This window comes from Paenibacillus sp. FSL P4-0184 (assembly GCF_038004625.1).
GTDB lineage: Bacteria > Bacillota > Bacilli > Paenibacillales > Paenibacillaceae > Paenibacillus_AQ.
The window spans coordinates 506,564-526,918 of the sequence record NZ_JBBORN010000002.1 but is presented as its reverse complement, the minus strand read 5'-3'; the positions used below and the strand labels follow the sequence as shown (position 1 = coordinate 526,918).

At 43.9% G+C, this 20,355-nt stretch carries 19 protein-coding genes and 1 pseudogene; 6 read left to right on the top strand and 14 right to left on the bottom strand.

Translation table 11 applies throughout. The features are described from left to right. Positions 1-87 precede the first annotated feature (87 nt). A complete protein-coding gene (locus MKY52_RS24025) occupies positions 88-930 on the bottom strand; it encodes a DUF2785 domain-containing protein (RefSeq protein WP_445671046.1) in 843 nt (280 codons plus the stop codon). Between the two features lie 263 nt (positions 931-1,193). Here MKY52_RS24025 and MKY52_RS24020 point away from each other — a divergent pair, with 263 nt between their 5' ends. After that, positions 1,194-1,811, top strand: coding sequence for a nitroreductase family protein (locus tag MKY52_RS24020; protein ID WP_341053995.1), 618 nt, complete (start codon positions 1,194-1,196; stop codon positions 1,809-1,811). Positions 1,812-1,918: 107 nt separating this feature from the next. On the opposite strand, the gene MKY52_RS24015 is transcribed toward MKY52_RS24020, so the two are convergent. The 6 genes from MKY52_RS24015 to MKY52_RS23990 all read right to left on the bottom strand — a co-directional run bounded on the left by MKY52_RS24015 (position 1,919) and on the right by MKY52_RS23990 (position 6,064). Beyond that, on the bottom strand, positions 1,919-2,539 hold the full coding sequence (locus tag MKY52_RS24015) for a hypothetical protein (protein WP_341053993.1): 621 nt from the start codon (positions 2,537-2,539) through the stop codon (positions 1,919-1,921). Between the two features lie 71 nt (positions 2,540-2,610). Continuing rightward, the gene (gene dnaN / locus MKY52_RS24010) at positions 2,611-3,759 is read right to left on the bottom strand and encodes a DNA polymerase III subunit beta (RefSeq protein WP_341053992.1); all 1,149 of its coding nucleotides are present in this window, start codon (positions 3,757-3,759) and stop codon (positions 2,611-2,613) included. Next, a complete protein-coding gene (locus MKY52_RS24005) occupies positions 3,760-4,095 on the bottom strand; it encodes a hypothetical protein (protein ID WP_341053990.1) in 336 nt (111 codons plus the stop codon). A gap of 179 nt (positions 4,096-4,274) precedes the next feature. Next, the gene (locus tag MKY52_RS24000) at positions 4,275-4,760 is read right to left on the bottom strand and encodes a DUF3888 domain-containing protein (RefSeq protein ID WP_341053988.1); all 486 of its coding nucleotides are present in this window, start codon (positions 4,758-4,760) and stop codon (positions 4,275-4,277) included. A gap of 60 nt (positions 4,761-4,820) precedes the next feature. Beyond that, a complete protein-coding gene (locus MKY52_RS23995; RefSeq protein ID WP_341053987.1) occupies positions 4,821-5,783 on the bottom strand; it encodes a phosphotransferase enzyme family protein in 963 nt (320 codons plus the stop codon). After that, positions 5,780-6,064 (bottom strand): hypothetical protein, encoded by a 285-nt coding sequence (locus tag MKY52_RS23990; RefSeq protein ID WP_341053985.1) that lies wholly within the window; start codon positions 6,062-6,064, stop codon positions 5,780-5,782. The genes MKY52_RS23995 and MKY52_RS23990 overlap by 4 nt, the downstream gene beginning before the upstream one ends. Before the next feature lie 173 nt (positions 6,065-6,237). Between MKY52_RS23990 and MKY52_RS23985 the strand changes: the two genes are divergently transcribed. Further along, complete coding sequence (locus tag MKY52_RS23985; protein ID WP_042193708.1) at positions 6,238-7,452, top strand: MFS transporter; 1,215 nt, start codon at positions 6,238-6,240, stop codon at positions 7,450-7,452. A 103-nt stretch (positions 7,453-7,555) separates the two neighbouring features. Here MKY52_RS23985 and MKY52_RS23980 read toward each other — a convergent pair whose 3' ends face one another. From MKY52_RS23980 to MKY52_RS23970, 3 genes are read right to left on the bottom strand one after another with little or no spacing between them, the layout of a single operon-like run. Next, positions 7,556-8,260, bottom strand: a complete 705-nt coding sequence (locus MKY52_RS23980; protein ID WP_341053983.1) for an SAM-dependent methyltransferase — start codon at positions 8,258-8,260, stop codon at positions 7,556-7,558. Between the two features lie 42 nt (positions 8,261-8,302). Next, on the bottom strand, positions 8,303-8,602 hold the full coding sequence (locus MKY52_RS23975) for a hypothetical protein (protein WP_341053982.1): 300 nt from the start codon (positions 8,600-8,602) through the stop codon (positions 8,303-8,305). Between the two features lie 48 nt (positions 8,603-8,650). Beyond that, positions 8,651-9,544, bottom strand: coding sequence for a LysR family transcriptional regulator (locus MKY52_RS23970; protein WP_341053980.1), 894 nt, complete (start codon positions 9,542-9,544; stop codon positions 8,651-8,653). Between the two features lie 131 nt (positions 9,545-9,675). Between MKY52_RS23970 and MKY52_RS23965 the strand changes: the two genes are divergently transcribed. Next, a complete protein-coding gene (locus MKY52_RS23965) occupies positions 9,676-10,416 on the top strand; it encodes an SDR family NAD(P)-dependent oxidoreductase (RefSeq protein WP_341053979.1) in 741 nt (246 codons plus the stop codon). Between the two features lie 342 nt (positions 10,417-10,758). On the opposite strand, the gene MKY52_RS30430 is transcribed toward MKY52_RS23965, so the two are convergent. The 3 genes and pseudogenes from MKY52_RS30430 to MKY52_RS23955 form a co-directional block, all read right to left on the bottom strand. Further along, positions 10,759-11,481 carry a X2-like carbohydrate binding domain-containing protein gene (locus tag MKY52_RS30430; RefSeq protein ID WP_445671045.1) on the bottom strand — a complete coding sequence of 241 codons (723 nt, stop codon included), beginning with the start codon at positions 11,479-11,481 and terminating at the stop codon, positions 10,759-10,761. A 12-nt stretch (positions 11,482-11,493) separates the two neighbouring features. Then, positions 11,494-14,379: pseudogene (locus tag MKY52_RS23960) on the bottom strand (X2-like carbohydrate binding domain-containing protein); the annotation flags it as partial. 368 nt (positions 14,380-14,747) lie between these two features. Then, on the bottom strand, positions 14,748-15,989 hold the full coding sequence (locus MKY52_RS23955; RefSeq protein ID WP_341053978.1) for a purple acid phosphatase family protein: 1,242 nt from the start codon (positions 15,987-15,989) through the stop codon (positions 14,748-14,750). A 219-nt stretch (positions 15,990-16,208) separates the two neighbouring features. Here MKY52_RS23955 and MKY52_RS23950 point away from each other — a divergent pair, with 219 nt between their 5' ends. The 3 genes from MKY52_RS23950 to MKY52_RS23940 are packed head-to-tail and all read left to right on the top strand — an operon-like array spanning position 16,209 to position 19,479. Next, positions 16,209-16,922, top strand: a complete 714-nt coding sequence (locus MKY52_RS23950) for a polyphosphate polymerase domain-containing protein (protein ID WP_076298420.1) — start codon at positions 16,209-16,211, stop codon at positions 16,920-16,922. 2 nt (positions 16,923-16,924) lie between these two features. Continuing rightward, positions 16,925-17,653 (top strand): DUF4956 domain-containing protein, encoded by a 729-nt coding sequence (locus MKY52_RS23945; RefSeq protein ID WP_341053976.1) that lies wholly within the window; start codon positions 16,925-16,927, stop codon positions 17,651-17,653. A gap of 29 nt (positions 17,654-17,682) precedes the next feature. Next, positions 17,683-19,479: a CotH kinase family protein gene (locus MKY52_RS23940; protein ID WP_341053974.1), complete on the top strand. Its 1,797-nt coding sequence runs from the start codon at positions 17,683-17,685 to the stop codon at positions 19,477-19,479. A gap of 205 nt (positions 19,480-19,684) precedes the next feature. On the opposite strand, the gene MKY52_RS23935 is transcribed toward MKY52_RS23940, so the two are convergent. Next, positions 19,685-20,326, bottom strand: a complete 642-nt coding sequence (locus tag MKY52_RS23935; protein ID WP_341053972.1) for a YcnI family protein — start codon at positions 20,324-20,326, stop codon at positions 19,685-19,687. Positions 20,327-20,355: the final 29 nt, after the last annotated feature.

Genomic DNA, 20,355 nt, shown 5'->3' with positions numbered 1-20,355 from the left:
TTTCTAAAGTTTTGTGATTTTTATTACATTAAAATAAATCATTCATAATTTTCGATATTATTTATACTTGCATAGATGATTAAATGCTTATTGTGTAAATTCATTCAAATTCATCTCCGCTTTCAATAAAGCCTCGACCATTGCCGGATTGTTCTTTAATGGTAGCAATCTAAAATACAGAGAACGAACGAAATTTTTGGTGTTCACACGAGCAACGTACTGGCCGCGGCTTCTCGGCCACCCCCCACATTGCTCCAAGTTACGAATCCAGTCGACAATAGATTGTTGTGGAAGTAAATGATGATCTATCATTGTAGCTACAATCGTAGCGATCCGTTCATCTTCTTCGTCGCTAAATATGTGCTGATCGTTGTAAAGCATCCTTTGGATGACTGCCAAAACCTCTTCCCTTATTGCAGCATCACTCTCCGAGCAGAGTACCAGTTCATCCAAGGCATCTGCGCCATGGGCTGCAGCATGTGCCCAGCCTTCTTCTGGCATAAATCCTCGTAAATCCTGTTCTTCCTCATAATATCTAATCAGCGCTTCCTTCACATTTGTACACTCTGCGCTATCTAAAAAAGCCTGTTCCCTATGCCGCTGAAGAATCAGCGCAACGATCAGTACCGAAAACGTTCTTGTGAACACAGCCTGATCTCCTTTGCTGCCAATGTGATAGAACAAATGCTGCTCGTCAAGGAGAATCAAAAGTAGTTCACGAAGCTCCGCATCACTAAACCATTGTTTCTCGTTAATCCATTTGTAGAAGGTGGAATAGATCAAGTCATCTCGTAGCTTCGGCTGTGGATCTCCTATGTACTCAAGCATCAATTTCACATAATCCCTTAATTGCTCCCCACTTCTAAGCTCGTAATCGTTCTCTTCAATTCTTTGCAAGTCTTTTATCAACTGCTCTCTAGTATCGTTCAACATTCCCACCCTTTCATTAATAAAAGCAATTTAAATTTTTCGTATCCTAATATCCTAATTTACATCCCAATATTTTACAACATAGTATTTATTCTTCGACACTCCAAAGTGCTTAGCGAGCTGAATGTAAATGTAGTGAATTTAATCATTGACGAATATAATTAACTGTGCTATTTTGAGTTAGTAACTAATAGTTAGTTCATTTATAAATATCACTTATTTATAATTAACAAGCAAATACATAACAAATGGAGGAATAACTCATGAGCGCTTTTACAGATTTGATTGAATCCCGCAGGTCTGCTATGAATTTTGTTGAAGGGGTGAAGATCCCTCAGAATGAACTAGAGGAAATGTTCTCTTACGCCAGATTGGCTCCATCTGCATATAATCTTCAACATGCCAATTATAAAGTGGTTGCTGATGAGAATTTAAAAGAAGAGATTCGTAAAGCGGCTTACGGTCAATATAAAATCCACTCCGCCTCAGCGGTAATAGTGGTACTCGGGGATAAGAATGCTTATCTGAAAGCCCCAGAAATCTTCGGAGGACTTAAAGCTTTAGGGGCTATGAGTCAAGAGGATTATGATGCAGAGATAGAAACGATTAACAATGCATACAAAGGAAATGATGCTTTCCAAAGAGATGAGGCTATTCGGAATGCTTCACTCTCTGCCATGCACTTCATGCTGATTGCCAAAGATAAAGGCTGGGATACCTGCCCGATGATCGGCTTTGATCCGGAAGCGATTCAATCCACTTTAAATCTACCCGATCATATGGTACCGGTTATGCTGATCACTATCGGCAAAGACAAGAAACATAAAATCAGACCACGTGGCTATCGTAAACCGGTCAATGAATTCGTTGAATTTATCTGAGGATTATTGGAAGATATCGATAGATATAACAAAAGCGTTTCATCCGATATTTGAAGTTCGGATGGAACGCTTTTTTACTAAGGATGTGGAGCGTAAATCTTTCTTCACTACTTAGCATACTGAAGAATTGCAATCGCTGCTCGTTCCCGTCGTTCGGTGTTCTCACTAACAAGAGCTTCCTTCAAAATATCGAGCGCCATTGATAATGTCTCTTCATCCACATGCATTCGATTACTCACCGCTTGCTCTGAATCAGAAGAACCTGTAATCCACAGATCCACACGAGCACTAGGCATCGGCCCCTTATACTGTTTGACCACTCCACTACTGCTAAGAAACTCTTTTATCTCTGCGTTTAGATCGGTTATAGGAAGACTTTTCAGCCAAGTTACACCACGTCGATGGCATGTACCGATGTCTGGTGCGTCAAATAATTCATTGTAAAAATAATCGCCTAGATCACCTAAATGTACCCAATCTCTATCACACACCAGCACATAATCGCCATCCTGCATCGTATGTACGAAGAGTTGAATGGCTTGTATATGTTCTGTAAGCTCCAACTCACTGTATTGGTATGTATGAATCATCCGATCACGGAGCTCCACTTTACTGATGTTCTCCAAATCCCCTATTCCGGGATATCCGATACTCACATAATTATCCTCTAAAAATGCTGTGATTCGTTCGGTCCCAAGCGGCTTTGATCCCATCTGAAACAGATTCATAGATCATCCCTCCAAGTAATTAATATAATATTTTTCCAGCAAAGAGAACTCTTCTTAGCAAGCTCATATGCCTATCCTCCATCCTGCGTCCTCATTGGTGTAATTAAAAAAAGTGTGGACGAAGTCATGTCTACAGGCTGTATCACTAGTGGTCTTTCTTTTCCAGCAAACCTTATTCTAAGCGTCTCACTATCGATCGCCCGAAGGATGTCTCTGAAATATTTTCCGTTAAAAGCTACTCGAAAATATTCACCTTCTAGATACTCCAATGGAATTTCCTCTTTTGCCTCACCCACGTCGGCGGTCCTGGATATTAAATGAAGTATACCGGATGGATATACACCGAGCGTTACACTTTCACCAGCCAATATAGCAATACGTTCAACCACACGTAACAAACGCTCTGTCTTAACGATCACTTCGGATATATATACTTGTGGAATTAAATTATCGACATAGGGATAAGTGCCCTCAAGTAGCGCAGACTGAACCCTCAAGCCATCAGAAATAAATCTGATTTGTTTCTGACCTATCTCGATTTGGGTGCTGCTGCCCTCATCATCGTTTATTATTTTTAAAAGATCCTCAAGGGTGCTACCCGGTATAATGACATTTAAAGGACTTGCTCCGTAATCTTCTACGTTCTCAACAACATGCTGAGCGAGGCGGATGCCATCAGTGGCGACTACGCGAATGTTTTGATTATCTATTTGAAGTGAAACACCTGTGAGCACAGGTCTAGTTTCCAACGAAGAGACCGCAAAAACCACATGTTTAAATATTTGCTTCAAAAGTGTGTTCTTCATGCGTATCTTTTGGGTGTTTGGATGATCCACGTAATGGATTCTCGGAAATTCTGCAGTGTCCATCCCGCATAAACGAAACTGAGTATTGCCCGATTGGATATTTAGAATCAATGTCTCTGCGATTTCCAGCCTAATTAATCCAGGGTCAAGCTTGCGGATGATCTCATAAAAATAACGTGCGGGCACTACGATCTCACCTGGTTTGTGTACAATCATCGAATCCATCTTCACAGGAAGCTTATATTCAATGGTCATTCTTATATTGCTGGCTGTTAAAGTCAGACCCTCCGCTTGCGCCTGAATATGTATTCCGGAAAGAACACGGGAGGAACTATTCGGGGATATAGCTTTTAAGGCTGCTTGTAGTGCAGTGCTAAGAGAATCTTTTGACACATGGATTAGCAAAGACCTCACCTAACTCTCCTTAGATTCCTTTGCAAAATGTGCCTCAATAATGTTCCGAAATACCTGGGAGCGAGATACGTTCTGTTCCTCACAAGCCTGCTCTATTTCCTGCCAGATTTTTTCTGGTAACGTCAAAGATACCTTTTTAGTTATACCGGTGCTTTTTCTGCCAGCCCCTTCCCGAAGACCTCCCCTCGTAAAAAGAAACCCTAACTGCCCGTCTTTAGTAGCTATGCCTACCTTAACTTTATCCTTAGAGCTACTTGTGATATCGCTTGTGATTTTAGCATTGAATTCACTTAAAATTTCATCTCTGTGTTCGTCTCCGAATTTATGATCACTCAATCCTCACACCTCATAATTTGAATTTAGTAACCAAAATCAATATAACCACTATTTTCATAATACCATACATGCCAATAATCCACCACCATTCTAGACACAAAAAAAACACCCCATAGATCGGAGTGTGTGGTTAGCTGGGTAAGCGTTCGAAATTGTGATTGCAAGAGTTAATTACCGTATTATCTTAAGATATTCTGATAATTTGGAGTAAGGTCAGACTTACGCGGGTCTCTCAAATGCTTGAATGATTCTAACTTCACCTTAGGACCAGGAGTGATTCTAAAAGTCATAGTATCCTCTCCAACGGAAAGATGCGGACCCACTGTAGGGTGTATGTTGAGTGTAATTAAGAAATCAAACCGACGAAATCCATTCACTCTCTTCATATCTGTAACTTCTACTAAATAAGGATACACTGTCGGAGTTATCGTCAGAAGTGGCGAATAAATCTCAGCCATTTTTTTCTCAATATGGGGTAAAAGAAAGAGCATCAGTGTGTCTTTGTACATGAGCTCGCGGGAATCCTGATCTGGAAGCTTCGGTTCCGAATCAGATCTGGACGGAGCCTCGGGCTGCGGTTGAACTAACCCATTAGCGGAGCAAGGTTGTTGCCCCAACAAGAGCATAACTGCGATAAGAAGAGGTGCAATCCAGCTTTTTTTCATTATAATAGCCTCCTTAGGGAACTTTTAATAAATTCCCCAAAGAGGCCCTATTTTTATACGTTAAATCTCAATTGTGTTAAAAAGAAAAGGATCTCCCTTAAGATAATTCCTTAGAATCGCTTGTGCATAAGGCTGTTCTGCTTTCAGTCCCTCGGTTTCTCTAGGGTCGGGTGCGTGATGGCAATAATTTTCGATCATAACCATGACCGTAAAATGCTCTAAAGTCTGAACCCACTCCCCTTCAAGCTTGGCCACACTTTCGTAACCCTTAATGACCAGTTCTCTTTGTAAAGGATACAACCCTAGAATGGTATGTGCCACATCATAAAGATAATAGCCCCAGCCACATCTTCCGAAATCAATGGGTCGAGGTTCACCCTCTTTAAATATGATGTTCCCTTGATGTAAATCACCGTGGATGACGCCATATGTCCTTCTGTTCTTATTTTTATGCTGCTTACTCAACCAGTTGTATAATTTCTCAGCCGCAGACTGATACAGCACGAACTCATCATCCGAAAGAAAACTATGGTAGTGCAGCTTTAATCGGAGCATTGCTTTTCTAAAGCTATGTTCATCCCACACTGGACGATTAAAGCCTGGAGGTAACTCAAGCTCCTGTGCCGCTTTATGTAGCTTGGCTAATAGAACGCCTTCTTTGTAAATTTGTTCTTCGGTAAGTCTTTCGTTCGCATGTTCGCCTTCAACCCAGCGCATTAAAGATGCATATATACCATCCTCATGACCTTGCTCCACTTTGAACGTAACAGAACCTGTTCGATCATGAACGCCTTTTGGCAGGGGGACATCGATTTTTCTCTTCAAAAGCTCCAGCCATGCGATTTCGGAGTTTATTTCCTCTTTAGATCTCCCCGAGTGAAGACGCAGCAAAAAAGTCCCCTCTTTATTTGTCTCTATTACAAAAGTGCAAGTGTCCGATCGTTGATTGAAACGAATCTGTGTCCAATCGAGGTCAAAGTGCTGGAGCGCCATTAAAGCTGCTTGCTTATAATTATTTCTCATCGCAATGGAATGTACACATCAACCTCATCAGGCCACGTAGGATTAGCAAACTGATAAACTTCAATAGCCAGTGCACGATCATTACTATGCAAATCTTTTTCCCTTACATAACCATGAAGAACCTCATAGGGATCACCTTTGGATTTTACATGAACATACTGCTCTCGCTTCATAGCTTCTACTCTTTCCGTCTCGTGCCTTACAAAGGAAGAAGTAATACTCAAGCCTATTAGCTTCATCTCCGGTAATTCGAGCACTTGGACTACACCTTCATCCATCATGAATAATTCATCCCTTCTATGATTATTTAAAATGAAAATATCTGAAATAAATATTTCTCTTGAAAATAATTTCAGAAAACTAAATAATATAAAGCAGTACTACATGTCGGATCTATCATCTTAATAAGGGTGGAGCTTCATTACAGACAGAAGAAAGGTTGAACATCGGCACCATGAACGCAATTCCAAACCTCAACAAGGAACCAGCCCGTGTGGAAAAAACACGCAAAGAACCTTTCCCCATCTCTATTCTTTCGCTTACGGTAGGCGCTTTTGCGATTGGAATGACTGAATTTGTCATCATGGGTATTTTACCAAATGTCGCCAAAGATTTACAGGTTAGTATTTCTACTGCAGGTCAGCTCATCACGATGTATGCCCTTGGGGTAGCCGTCGGTGCTCCTATTCTAACCATCCTTACACAACGAATTCCGCAAAAGAAACTGTTATGCCTGCTCATGGTATTATTTATTTTAGGCAACGGAATCTCTGTATTTGCTCCAAACTATACCGTTCTTATGGTTGCTCGTATCATCACAGCTTTAACACACGGGACTTTCTTTGGCGTTGGTGCAGTGATCGCTTCTAATCTGGTCAAGCCCAATAGGCGGGCCGGAGCCGTATCCATTATGATGGCTGGTCTAACGATTGCTAATATCATCGGTGTTCCTTTAGGAACATTTATTGGGCAAAACATGGGTTGGCGCGCCTCATTTGCTGCGATAGCAGTCATGGGAGTCGCTGCACTAATCGGCATTCTTATTTTCATTCCAAAGATTAAACAAGACAAACCTGCTAGTGTAATCCAGCAAATTTCTGCGCTAGCTAATCCTAAACTGCTTCTATTCTTACTGATCGGTGCGCTTGGTAACGCCAGCTTGTTCACAGTGTTCACTTATATAGCGCCACTGCTAATGGAAGTTACCGGCTTTGCCGAGCATAGTGTGACATGGATTCTAGTTCTCTTCGGCTGTGGTGTTACCATCGGGAATATCGTTGGCGGGAAGCTTGCAGATTGGAAGCTGATGCCTTCTATCGTGGGACTTTATTTCGCGGTTAGTGTCATTCTTACGATCTTTTCCTTCACAATGCATAGTCCAGTAGCTGCGGTCATCACAATATTCTTCTGGGGTTTGGTATCCTTTGCGGTCATGCCAGGACTACAAATACGGATCATGAGTCTGGCTCAGGCCGCTCCTGCTCTCGCTTCTACAACCAGTCATTCTGCAGGCAATCTCGGAAACGCAACAGGTGCCTTCATCGGCGGATGGGTCATTTCTCATCTTGCGATTACTTCGCTGCCATGGGTCGGTGCCGTTCTAGTAGGACTCGGTCTGGTACTGGGGATTGCTTGTTATGTAGCAGAACGTAAAGAGAAAGTGGCGTAATTTTTTATAGGGCTATATTAAAAAACGAGGGTGTTCCAAAGCGATGAAAACTGCTTAGGAACGCCCTCGTTTTTTATTTTACAAACTATAGCTATCTACTATCTTATGGCTTCATTCTTCTAATGCTCAGCATCTGATTTGCCCCTTTTTGAAATTCATAAGGAACCTCCATCTCCTCCACAGCGAAACCTTGTTGAACCATCTCATCTATAAGGCGATCTAGATGCTCATATCTTTTGCAAGACAGATCAACTAAAGGGAAAATACGAAGCTCTCCGCTAGTCACCCGCATAAGTTCATTAACAGTCCTTAGATGAAAATCATAGTCCAGCCGATCACTATACATAAATAGGAAATGCGCAGAAAAAGTCAGATCAAAATCCTCATCATTGAACGGCAGATTAGGTAAAATCACAGGAACATATCGCTCCGGGGTTTGTCTCTGATCCCTGATGTTATCGTTTAAAGCCCTACTCCTCGCTTGTGTCAAATCCTCTATAGACTTGAAGTAGTCCCATACAAAATTGCCCTGTACCTTAACCAGTTCAGACATAGCATGCTCAATATCTTGTACACCTTTATCTTCAAGCTCATCCGCAGAGTAATAATAAGCGATATCCGCAGCAGTCACGTCACTCCCTAACTGATTCGATATCGCTGTAAAAGAGCAGGCACCTGCAGGACAATCCAAAATCCGCCTGCCTACAAGATCCGCTTCTTTCAATCTGAACATCTGTAAATATTCCTCAAAGGTCCTTCCTATAAAAACAATCCTCTCCAACTCAAGCTTTCCCTCTACTCCGCTCATCTCATCTCACCTTTCCTCATCTCGGCTAATACTGCTCGCTTTTTACTTCTGTTTAAATATATGTATAAGATAATCTATAAGAAGTCCTAGAATCAGGAACGACCCAAAATGAATTACATACGTGGGAAATCTGACGCTGATTAATATACTGCTTGCAGCCCATTCCGTATTATTAACATCAACCATCCAGTTTGCAAAGGGCTTCATGAAGATCAGAGTATCTATAATTGGATTAAGTCGTACAAGCATGATGTTTGCGATCTCAATCCCCAAATAATCACCCAGACAGATGATGATACTAATAATCGAAAACCAGAAACTGAATTTTCTCCATAAAAACATCAAGCACCGCCCTCTCTTTTTTCCTAATACATACAATTCGTTTAAAATTCAAAATATCCTTGTCGCGGATAGCTCCTGCTTTAAAAAATGATACAATCTGGAGCTCGCCAGCTTCAAGGGATAATCCGAAAGTTTACATAAGATTCCACAGGTCATATCGATAACCTTTCCCTCCAGTTTTCGCACTACCGTTCCTGCAGGAGCCGGATTCAAGACTATCTCAGGGACAAGAGCGACGCCTAAGCCACTTTCCACAAAATATTTTAGAGCCGACATGCTTCCAATCTCCATAGTATCGAACGGTGCACCACCTGATTCCTGTAGCACACTTTCTAATTTTTTGCGATATGGGCAGTTTGCTGCCGTAATAAGTAGCCGATGATCCTGTAAATCCTCTGGCGTGATATTCTCCTTGGAAGCTAGCGGATGCTCTTCTTGCATAAGTAACACAAATTCCTCCGTAAATAAGGGTTCAAAATAAAGCTCCTTACCCAGCTCTGGCGCTGAACATACAGCCATGTCAATTTCGCCTCGCAAAAGCAGTTCACTGAGTGCAGCGGTTCCCGCGATCTCCACGGAGACTTTCACTTTCGGAAACTGCGTCATAAAACTGCTTAACAGCTGCGGCAAACGATAGCTCGCCGTCGGATCCGTTACCCCTATGCGGACGTTGCCAGCCTCGCCTATCTTCAAATCGACCAAACGGCTCTGTAACCGCTCCATATCTTTAACAATATGTAAGCTCTCTTCATAAAACAATCTACCAGCTTCTGTTAAGCAGATTTGTTTTCCCCGCTCAAGCAGTTGACACCCTAAGTCGGATTCAAGCCTCTGCATTTGCATCGTGACCGTGGATTGGGCATAATTCAATTCCTCTGCTGCACGGTTAAAGCTTCCTGAAATCACAATGGTTTGAAAGGTTTTTAATGTTTTTAGATCCATTACTGAGCCCTCCACTACTTAATTCAAATAAATTGAACCAAACCTTCAATTAATTCAATTATACGAAATCCAATAATCACTATAGAATACTCTATATCAACAACATACGCCAACGAAAGGAGTGAATTAGGATGGATCTTAACAATAAAGTAGCCTTAGTAACTGGTGGAGGTACTGGAATTGGCAAAGCTGTAAGTTTGGAATTAGCCCGACGCGGAGCCCTTGTTGCAGTGAACTATTCTAGATCCGAGGCAGAAGCTAATGAAACCGTGAATACGATTATAAATCAAGGTGGGCAAGCGATAGCAGTACAAGCCGATGTTTCTAAGGATCAGGAAGTGCGAAGTATGGTCCATTCGATTATTCAGCATTTTGGGACGGTAGATCTGCTGGTGAATAACGCCAGTATTACTAAACATATTGCGCTGGGGGATCTGGAAAAAGCAACGGAGGAAGTCTGGGATGAACTCTATGATGTGAATGTGAAAGGAATGTTTTTCTGCGCCAGAGCAGTTGCTCCGTATATGAACCTGAGCGGTTCAGGCACCATCGTCAATCTCGGCAGCATCGCCGGACAAACTGGCTTAGGCTCATCCCTTCCTTATGCGGTCTCAAAAGCTGCTGTTCATGGCCTCACGAAATCTCTCGCCCATGCGCTAGCTCCAACTATTAGAGTGAACTGTGTCGCACCGGGAGCTGTTGCTACCAGATGGTGGTCTGGTCGAGAAGAACAGATGCATAAATTAGCACCTAATCTGCTGCTCCAGCGTATATCATCTACTGAGGATATCGCTCAATTCGTCTGCGCGACACTCGAACAGGAAGCAATGACCGGACAGATCATTACGGTAGATAGTGGACAAACGTTGTAACAACTAAACAAAGGCATATCAATTGAAGTGCTGATAGAATAATTAGGGAATTCCTCCCTGTAATTCTGACATATCTACTCATCCAAATAGTAACTACGGAAAACCTCCCTATAATTTAGCTGATTTGCTGGAAAATAAAGAAATCCCCCTGATTTTTAGGGAGGATTTCCCTGTTTTCGTTCATTCAAGGCTAAAATCGGCTATTTACAGGGAGTTATTCCCTAATTCCTCTCTAGTCCACACGATCGCCGTTTGGTCTATTTTATAAAGATAGAAGCTGCCCCAAAAGTAGAATTCTCTACTTCTAGGACAGCCTCTATTGCATAAATATTGGTGATGTCTTTAGTTAGGTTCACTACCCCAAATCAAATTTCCTGACACGTATGCTGGTGCTTTGCTCCAGTCCACATAGTTGGTGTCTACTCCATTAAAGGAATAATCTCCGGTTTGAGTGTAATTCGTCCAGTCCTCTTTAGCCACCCGCACCTGGATGTCGATGCTCGCACCCGCATCAAGTGAACCCGCTGCACTTGAGAAACCAACCTCCAGATAATAATCCGCATTTGCTTTAGCTGTTGGCAATTTTACAAATGTTCCTGTTACATTCGCGCTTCCCACCTGTGACCAGTCGCAGAAGAAGCTTTGTGCCTTCTCACCATCAATAGTGTAATAGTATCTCAATTTCACATCGGAGAGTGTAACTGCACTTGTGCTCGTGTTCACCAGCTTAAACTTTGGATTCAGTGTATTTCCGGAAGCAGACAATGAACTATTATACATCTGTACTTTCAATGCTGCAGTAGGAGCTACTGTCGTATCCGCAATCGTGACAACCAAGGATTGTGTGGTTCCTGCACTAAACTCAAAGGTCAGCGTAGTGCTTCCCAACGCTTGGGTTGCCAGATACTCTTTCTTGATCGTTACTGTAGAACCACTCACTGTATAATCTGTGCTTGCTACGAGGGTGGCCGTTCCGTTCTTGATTGTGCTGAGCGTGTTTCCATTCAGCGTCATGGTTACTGCGACGTCGGCCTGATTGGCTGTTTTCTTATCAAAGCCTGCTATTGTTGGGGTTATTGTGGAGTTGGATACTGGTGTTGTCGTATCCGTCACCGCAACCGCTAAGGATTGCGTCGCTCCTGCGCTAAAGCTGAACGTCAGCGTGGTCGTTCCTACCGCTTGCATCGCTAGATACGCTTTTTTAATGGTCACAGTAGATCCACTGACCGTGTAATCTGTACCACTAACCAATGTCGCCGTTCCGTTCTTGATTGTGCTGAGCGTGTTTCCGTTCAGCGTCATGGTTACTGCGACGTCGGCCTGATTCGCTGTTTTCTTATCAAAGCCTGCTATTGTTGGGGTTATTGTGGAGTTGGATACTGGTGTTGTCGTATCCGTCACCGCAACCGCTAAGGATTGCGTCGCTCCTGCGCTAAAGCTGAACGTCAGCGTGGTCGTTCCTACCGCTTGCGTCGCTAGATACGCTTTTTTAAGGGTTACTGTTGAACCGCTGACAGTATAGTCCGTTCCAGCTGCAAGGCTTGCCGTTCCGTTCTTGATTGTGCTGAGCGTGTTTCCATTCAGCGTCATGGTTACTGCGACGTCGGCCTGATTCGCTGTTTTCTTATCGAAGCTTGCAGTTGTTGGAGTAATGGTTGAGCCTGTAGCTGGTAGATTGACAGGATCAGCATACAATGTGCCTCGGCCATTCGTTCCGAGATATACACGTCCGTAAATTCTTGGGTCACCAGTAATCGCCATATTAATCTTGGCGTATTGGTGGGCATCGTCATTAATACGAACCCAAGTTGCGCCAACATCATCGGAACGGAAGACACCCCGCACGCCATCAATCTTCGCTACCGTGTACAGTGCCATGTAAGTTTGACCCGGCGCAGCCTTTCCATAACCAATGAGATCAGCTTCTTGTACGTTGGTTAACTTCGTGAAGCTCGCACCAGAGTTCGTGGAGTGCCACAAACCATACTTATTCTCAGTCGTATTTCCTCCTGCAAACCAGATGTCACCTTCAATACCTGGTACTGCCTTCATGCTGATCTGAGCTTCATTCGGCTGTAATCCAGCTACATTATTGGTTGGGAAACCTGAAGCTGAAGTGGCAGTAAATGTAGCTCCGCCATCCACACTAACATAGAAGACCCCAGCAAAAAATCCATAAAATTTGTTAGCATTCACTCGGTCAGATGCTACTTTTGCTCCTGCAGGTAATCCGGCGCTTGCTGTCCAAGAGTTACCTGTTGTTTTGGAGTAGTACACACCAATATCCGAGGTGCTCCACAAAATAGAGTTCCCACTTGCAGACACAGCTACTTGTCCATGCCCCACTGTTGTTTTGGTGCCATTTGACGGTTCGGAATTTGGCATGTACCAGTTCACTCCACCATCGTTAGAGATACCAATGGATTTCATACTTGGTGTCTTCTCTTTATCTGCACTGCCTACCCGTACCATATAAGATGGACTCAACTCTGCATAATCAATACTCATTGTTGTTGCCCATGAAGGACTGGTCTGGAATTTAGTTGGAGCTACCGACAAATCCTCATGACGGAAACCAGAAACGTCACCAAGTGCAGTGATCAAATGGGAGGTTCCCGTTGGCGGGCTTATCAGTCCGAGCACAGCCGTTTCCTCCACACCCTTGGCCATAACCGAGATATTCACCTTACCTCCGGTATCCCATGAGGTCAAATTGTTCGAGCCATAAATGGTGGCCCCCGTCCCATACATCATCCGGTTAGAGTTGAAAGGGTCAATCTCCAGATCGCCCATCATCCAGCCGAGCTTCGGTGAAGGATCAAGCGAGGTCGAAGTCGTTCCATGATCGAGCCAAGGTGCTGCTGTGATATCCATACTGAACTTATAAGTTCGTTCTGGATAATTGCCCCAGTCCCAAATTCGGCTCCATGTTGCACCACCGTTAGTACTGCGGAAAATCACTTCATCAGGCCACCAAGCGTTTAAACTGGATACCATAACTGTGTTAGGATTCTGAGCATCCACAGCTAAACCACCGAAGCCATACCAATTATCCGTTCCGGTTGAAGGACTGATATTCGTCCAAGCACCGCTTGTTTTATTGTATTTCCAAACCTCACCTTTACTTCCGTCATAAGGACCTACACCATTACTATAAGTAATATACAGATCGCCTGTAGATGAAAGCACGCCATGATGTGGCAAGTAGCCTGTAGGTTGTCCTGCCAGAGCTGTCCAAGTCACGCCTCCATCTGTACTACGATAAACGCTGCTTGCTGTGTCAGCAACCCCTACATATATCGTTTGAGTCGCATTGCCAAGTGTTCCTGTGCTCTTATCGAACGTAATCCAGGATAAGCCAACGAGATCATTTCCATAATCCAGTGTCGGATTCTGAATATATGTTCCTACATTTGTAAAGGAGGTTACCTTCGACCAAGTAACACCGGAGTCCGTGCTTTTCCAGAGTCCATTGCCACTTCTGGCTCCGAAGAATAAAATATTATTCTTATTCGGGTCAATGACGAGGCGTTCACCCGCAGAGCGGCCCGGCATATTGCCACCTACCTTAAAAGGCAGCGGAGTGGTTTGCCAGGTGTTTCCCCGGTCACTAGAGCGCATGATCTGACCGTTATTATCCCAGGAGTTAGTATAAGTACCTGTTGCCATATAGACTTTGTTCGGATCAATAGGATCTGTAGCAAGGGCATCTACACCATTCTTATTCCAATCGACCCAGCCTACGGAGTCACTAATCGAAGTCCAACTAGAGGTAGCCTGATTCCATCGATACGCACCACCAATATCTGTTCTGGCATAAATTAAATTGGGTTCGGACTGATTAAAAATAATTCCGGGTACAAAACCACCGCCTGCTCCCGTTACAACACTCTTCCAATTGTAAGGTTCACTTGCGGCCGCATGAGTAGTAGCTGGGAATGCAGAGAATAAAGAGCCTATCATCGCGCCAAGCAGGATTAACAATCCAGTTTTTCGGATACGATTACGAATCACGTTTTACGCCTCCTACAATTTTATTGGTTTGCTTTTGCTTTCCTCCTACTCTGTTTCCCTGCTTCTCTCCTCCCCCCATAAACAAAACTAATTAAAATTTACTGATAACGCTTTCATTATAATGGTAATGTTTTTCATAATCGATAGAAAATGGTTATATTTTCATGAAGTTTGTCTCTAAAAATCGTACCATTTTCACACCATAGATTACATTTCACAAGCATAAATACCTCCCCTAAGAGGAGTGTCAAATCAAAAATCCAGAAGAATCCCAAAAAAGCCCTCTCCACCCTAACGGTGAAGAAAGCTACTACTGGTTAATGCGTAAGCACAAATTCATCCAGCATCTTACCATCCACATCATAAGCCTGATAAGTCAAACTATCCTTGGTAACACTAATCCCTGCGAACATTTGCTTGTAGTTTTGAAAATGCACCGCATGATAGAACTGATCCTCTTTTTTCTCGTTAAATTTCCCTCCGGAAGCATTGGTCACCACATATACCGTCCCTTTTTTAGCACCTACCGGATTCTCACCTTCAGGAACGATTTTTCCAGCCCGCAAAGGGTAGGATCTGGAGTACTCATGATTATGACCCTGCAGCACCAGATCGACCTCATATGCATCAAAAATATTCGTCCAATCTTCAACCTTCTTATATGAATTGCCCCCGTATGCCGGACGGTGCATCGCAACAATCTTCCATTCCTTATTCGTGCTCTTCAAATCTTGCTTCAGCCACTCAGCTTGCTTTTTCAAATTGCTCTCCGTATTCAATACAGACACATGTACAGGACCGTAATCGAAGGAATACGAGGTGCCCGCAATAGAACCTTTTGCCCCGTTATCTGGCAGGTTGAAATGAGAAGTAAAGTCCGTCGCATCGTCATCAACCTGATCATGATTTCCCGTAACAGGCATTAAGGGTATCCCAGAAAGCAAGCCTTGCACGTTACCAAAAAATTGATCCCAGCCCGCCGAATCCTCCGGGTTCTCCGTTAAGTCACCATTATGCACAATAAATTTCGCCTCTGGAAAGGTCTGAACGGCCTTGCTCAATGTCTTCCCCCACAGCTTAAAATCATCCGCCCTCTCCCCTTGAGAATCCGCGACGTTGATAAACGTAACACTATCTAGTCCAACCTCTTCCGTGGTGAATTCCGCAACTGAACTCCATCCTCCCTCAAGCCCGCTGCCCACTCTGTAAGAATATAACGTCCCAGGTTCAAGTCCTGTAACCTCCGCTTTGTGAACACCTCTGGTACCATGGTCCGTTTTTATGGTGCTACTATTTGCTTCTATCCTTAGTATATCCGATTCTACAAAAGAGGACATCTGTCCCTTTACTAACTCCAGAACTCCTGCGGCATTGGAATCGCTAGTATACCAAGTAAACGCACGACTCGTTCCCGCATCTCCCTTAAAGGTGGTAACAAGATCATACGGGGCTGATAATTTCTTGGAGCTCCCGGATTTGGACCACTCCATCCCAACAGCCACCAAGATCAGAACAATCACTACTATCCCTAGGATGATGGCGAATTTATAGTCTTTCATCACGGCTCCTCCTTCATTTTTCTCTCTAGTCTTCTAACTAAGATAGCCTTCCAGAAAGTCAGAAGTCAAATCTATAGATCAATACTTTTGTTAACGCAGTGTAAAACATTCAGCTAACATTCAGTCTATTTTAAGTTAAGCATAAGGTCTGTCTCCTAGAATTAGTTGTGCAAGAAGGTTAGCCAACGACAGAGATAGAGATAGAAACGAGGTGGGAAAATGAGTAACAAGCTTCAATTCCGGCATGAACTAAAATTCTTCATTAACTATCATCAATACCTTGTATTACGCCAACGATTACAGAGTTTGATTGATACAGACCAGCATGCCAATGAGAGTGGCGAATATCATATCCGCAGTTTGTATTTTGACGACATCAACAACTCGGCACTTGCCGACAAACTCGGAGGTCTCAGAGAACGCGCCAAATACCGTATTCGTATCTACAACATTCAAGACAACATCATTCACTTTGAGAAAAAAATCAAAATGGACGATTATATCGCCAAAATTAAAGAGCCGCTGACCCGTCAAATGTACGACGAGATCATGGCAGGTAACTATGAGGTCCTGAATGTCCCGGACAGTCCACTGTTCATGGAATTATACAATCAGATGCGTCATAACCTTCTTCGGCCGAAGGTCATCGTGGATTATGTTCGCGAGCCCTATGTTTGCCACAACGGCAACGTGCGGATCACGTTCGATAAAGAATTACGTACCGGTCTGCATTCGACGGATATTTTTGATAAGGATTTGCATCCGATTCGGGCGATTGATGAGAACTTTATTATTTTTGAAGTGAAATTCGATGAGTACATTCCGGAATACATTAAAATTGCGCTGCAGTTAGAGGGGCTGAACAGACAGTCCGCTTCAAAATATGTGATCTGCCGCAAATTCTTAAAAACCAACACTTGGGAGGATTATTGATTATGAATGCATCACTAGCAACAATCGCAGCAACCGCAACAACAGATACAACCACAAATACTTTTTCAGATATCATTAAAAACTCGGTGATAGACAACTTTGTCTCCGATATAAGCATCTCGAAAATGCTAATCACCTTAGGTGTGGCTTTTCTGATCGGATACTTTATTTATCTGCTCTATAAACGTGTATTTAGCGGAGTGTTATACTCCAAAAGCTTCAACGTCTCGCTAATGGGCATGACCATGATTACAGCCACTGTCATTATCGCCATCAACTCTAACCTGGTTCTGTCCCTCGGTATGGTCGGCGCGTTGTCCATCGTTCGTTTCAGAACGCCGATCAAAGATCCAACTGATCTGATCTTCTTATTCTGGGCAGCAGTCGCAGGGATTGTAACTGGCGCAGGCTTCTTCACTTTGGCTATTGTGGGTTCAATCATCATCGGTCTAATTCTGTTCCTCTTCATCAAACATTCTTCTATCGAAACACCATACTTGCTGGTCATTAACTGTGATGACGACGAGAGCGAACGTGAAGTCCACAGCCATATCACCAAATCCGTGAAACGTTACAACGTAAAACAAAAAACAGTATCAGCAAATAATATCGAATTAACACTGGAGCTTCGTCTGGATGATAAAGTAGGTGGCTTTGTCAATACTATTTCCGACTTAAAGGGCGTTAAAAACGCACTTCTGATCAGCTACAGTGGTGACTATGTATCCTAAACATAATAAGATGAAAGGCGGTGCCCCAGATGAAAGCAAGAGGTAAATCTATCCTGCTGAGTCTTTGTTGCCTGCTGCTGGTCATCGCTGTAGCTGGGTGCCAGAACGCAAGTCCATCGGCAACAAACGAAACTGCAACAGATTCTAAGGATAAGGTAGTCTCGAGCGACGAGAAAAGTCTAGACGAGAAGGTTTTTCTAAAACATAACGTCGTCGATGTCAAAATCACTTTGGACCCGGATGATTTTCAGGATATGCTGGATAATGCCAGCGCGGAAGAATATAAAACCGCATCGGTTGAGTACAACGGCATTAAATTCGATAACGTGGCCGTACGGACCAAAGGAAATCTTAGTCTCAGAAGTGTAGTACAGATGACGGACTCTGACCGCTACAGCTTCAAGATTTCTTTTGATGAATATGTGAATCAGAATTTATTCGGCATCACTAAGATTAACCTGAATAACAATTACAGCGATGCTTCTTATATGCGTGAATTTCTGACCTACGAGCTCGCTGAAAGTGTCGGGCTTCCGACGCCGAAATATTCCTTCGTCAATGTGTATGTCAATGATGAACTGAAGGGCTTCTACCTCGCGGTGGAACAGATCGGCGACGCTTATCTGGAACGCAACTTTGGGAACTCTTACGGCGCACTTTATAAAGGAGTAATGACCGGTCAGGGCAGTGACTTGACTTGGCTTGGCGACGATCCTTCTCTCTATACAGGACTGGTAATGAAGTCGGATAAATCGAACGATGATATTCTGATCGATATGCTGAATGAGCTTAATAACGGCACCGATTATGAAAAATACATCGACGTAGAGGAGTCGCTGAAGTATATCGCTCTAAATGCGGTCACGGCAAATATGGACAGTTATTTAGGTGGTAATAAACAAAATTATTACTTATATGAAGACGAAGGCGTCTTCTCGATCCTGCCGTGGGATTATAATATGGCTTTTGGCGGTCTGGGAAGCGCAGATGTGCTGATTGACGAGCCTACCCAAGGCGCATTGGCAGAACGGCCACTGATTGCCAAGCTGCTGGCTAATGACGAATATAAAACGAAATATCACGAGATTGTCAGCGAGATGATTAATGGCTATCTAGCGGACGATACGTTCCAAGCTCGGATGGATGAGCTGGACACGATGATTTCCAGCTATGTCAAAGCGGATCCATCCGCCTTCTACACCTTCGAGCAGTATAAAAATGGGGTAACGTCTGTTAAGACCTTCATGTCGAGCATGGAGAATAATATCCAGCAGCAGCTCGACGGTTCCATTCCTTCCTCCGGGGACGGATCAGGAAGCGGGGGCGGCATGGGTGGTTTTGGTGGTGGTGGCTTTGGCGGTGGCGCTAGGAATGGCGCAGCACCGGGAGCCGCTGGTACTAAAGGCGACAGCACTGTTGCTGGAGCAGACGCTACTGCACAGAGTGCCGAAAGTGGGCAAGCACCTGCGGATGGGCAGGCTCCACAAGGTAGCACAGGTGGCGAACCTGGTACCATGGGTGGACCTGCTATCCCTGAAGGTGGGCAAGGCAACACCAATGGGCAAGCTGCCCAGGGTGGATTTAACGGAGGCGTAGGCGGTGAGCCCGGTGCCATGGGTGGACCCGCTTTCCCTGAAGGCGGCGGCATGGGCGGTGGCGGCTTTGGTGGCGGCATGCCTGGTGGAATGGGTGGAGGTGACTTTGGTGGCGGTGGTGCTGTGCAGCAAAAAGGCAGTACGAGTGAAGCCATCACAACTGGCGTCGCACTCCTTCTCTTGCTGTTGACCGTAATCTTTGTGACCTTTTATAAGCGGAAACGTCTGTAAATAAGTATCCTTATTAAATATTACTTACAAGAAGCCCCCGTCGTTTAATCGCAGGGGCTTCTTGCATATATCCCATATTACTTGTGAGCTCCCCACAAAAAAACGGTGAACCGTTTCATTACTTCACAATGAAACAGTTCACCGCTATAGTTTCCATCAATTTCTTAAATAATCCATTCTGATCACGAAATACAACGATTCCCTCTTACTCTTTCCGCCCGCGCAATATACTTATGGCCGCTATCAAAAAGGCTAGCAAAGATATCCCGACTGCGATATAGACCATTGGGTTGACACTGGTTGAGTTGTTCTCACTTTCCATGATCGCATTATGCTCTTCCATGCTCATACCATTGTCACTGGAACCGTGAGAATGCTCATTCCCACCGGAGGCTTGTACAATCGTTGTAATAGAATGTGGATTCTCTGCCCCAGCCTCACCGGACCATTGCACCAAACTTCCATCGGCATAGTGCTGATAAGCATTCCATGCGATGTCACCAGCGGCATCAGGGTTCTTCGCCGTGAAATAGAATCGTTGGAATTGTCCTGCTTTAATTCCTTCTCCGTTAGCGATCCAGCTAACTTTGTTCCCATCAATGGTAACATCCCAACCTGGTGTAGCTTCATATTGCTTAAACTCGGCACCTGCCGGGATTCTTAGATCCACTTGTACAGTTGCCACTTCTTTTTCTGAAGGGACTTTAAGTGTGTATGTCTCCCAAGCTCCGGTACTAGATTGTGCTGGGGCTACGGTTACGTGTGCGCTAGCTACAGCTGCAAACAATAGTAGGGTTGCAGCCGCTGGTGCGAATAGTGTCATTATTTTTCGAGATAATCTGTTCATGGTTAGCCTCTTCTCATCCATAATTATAT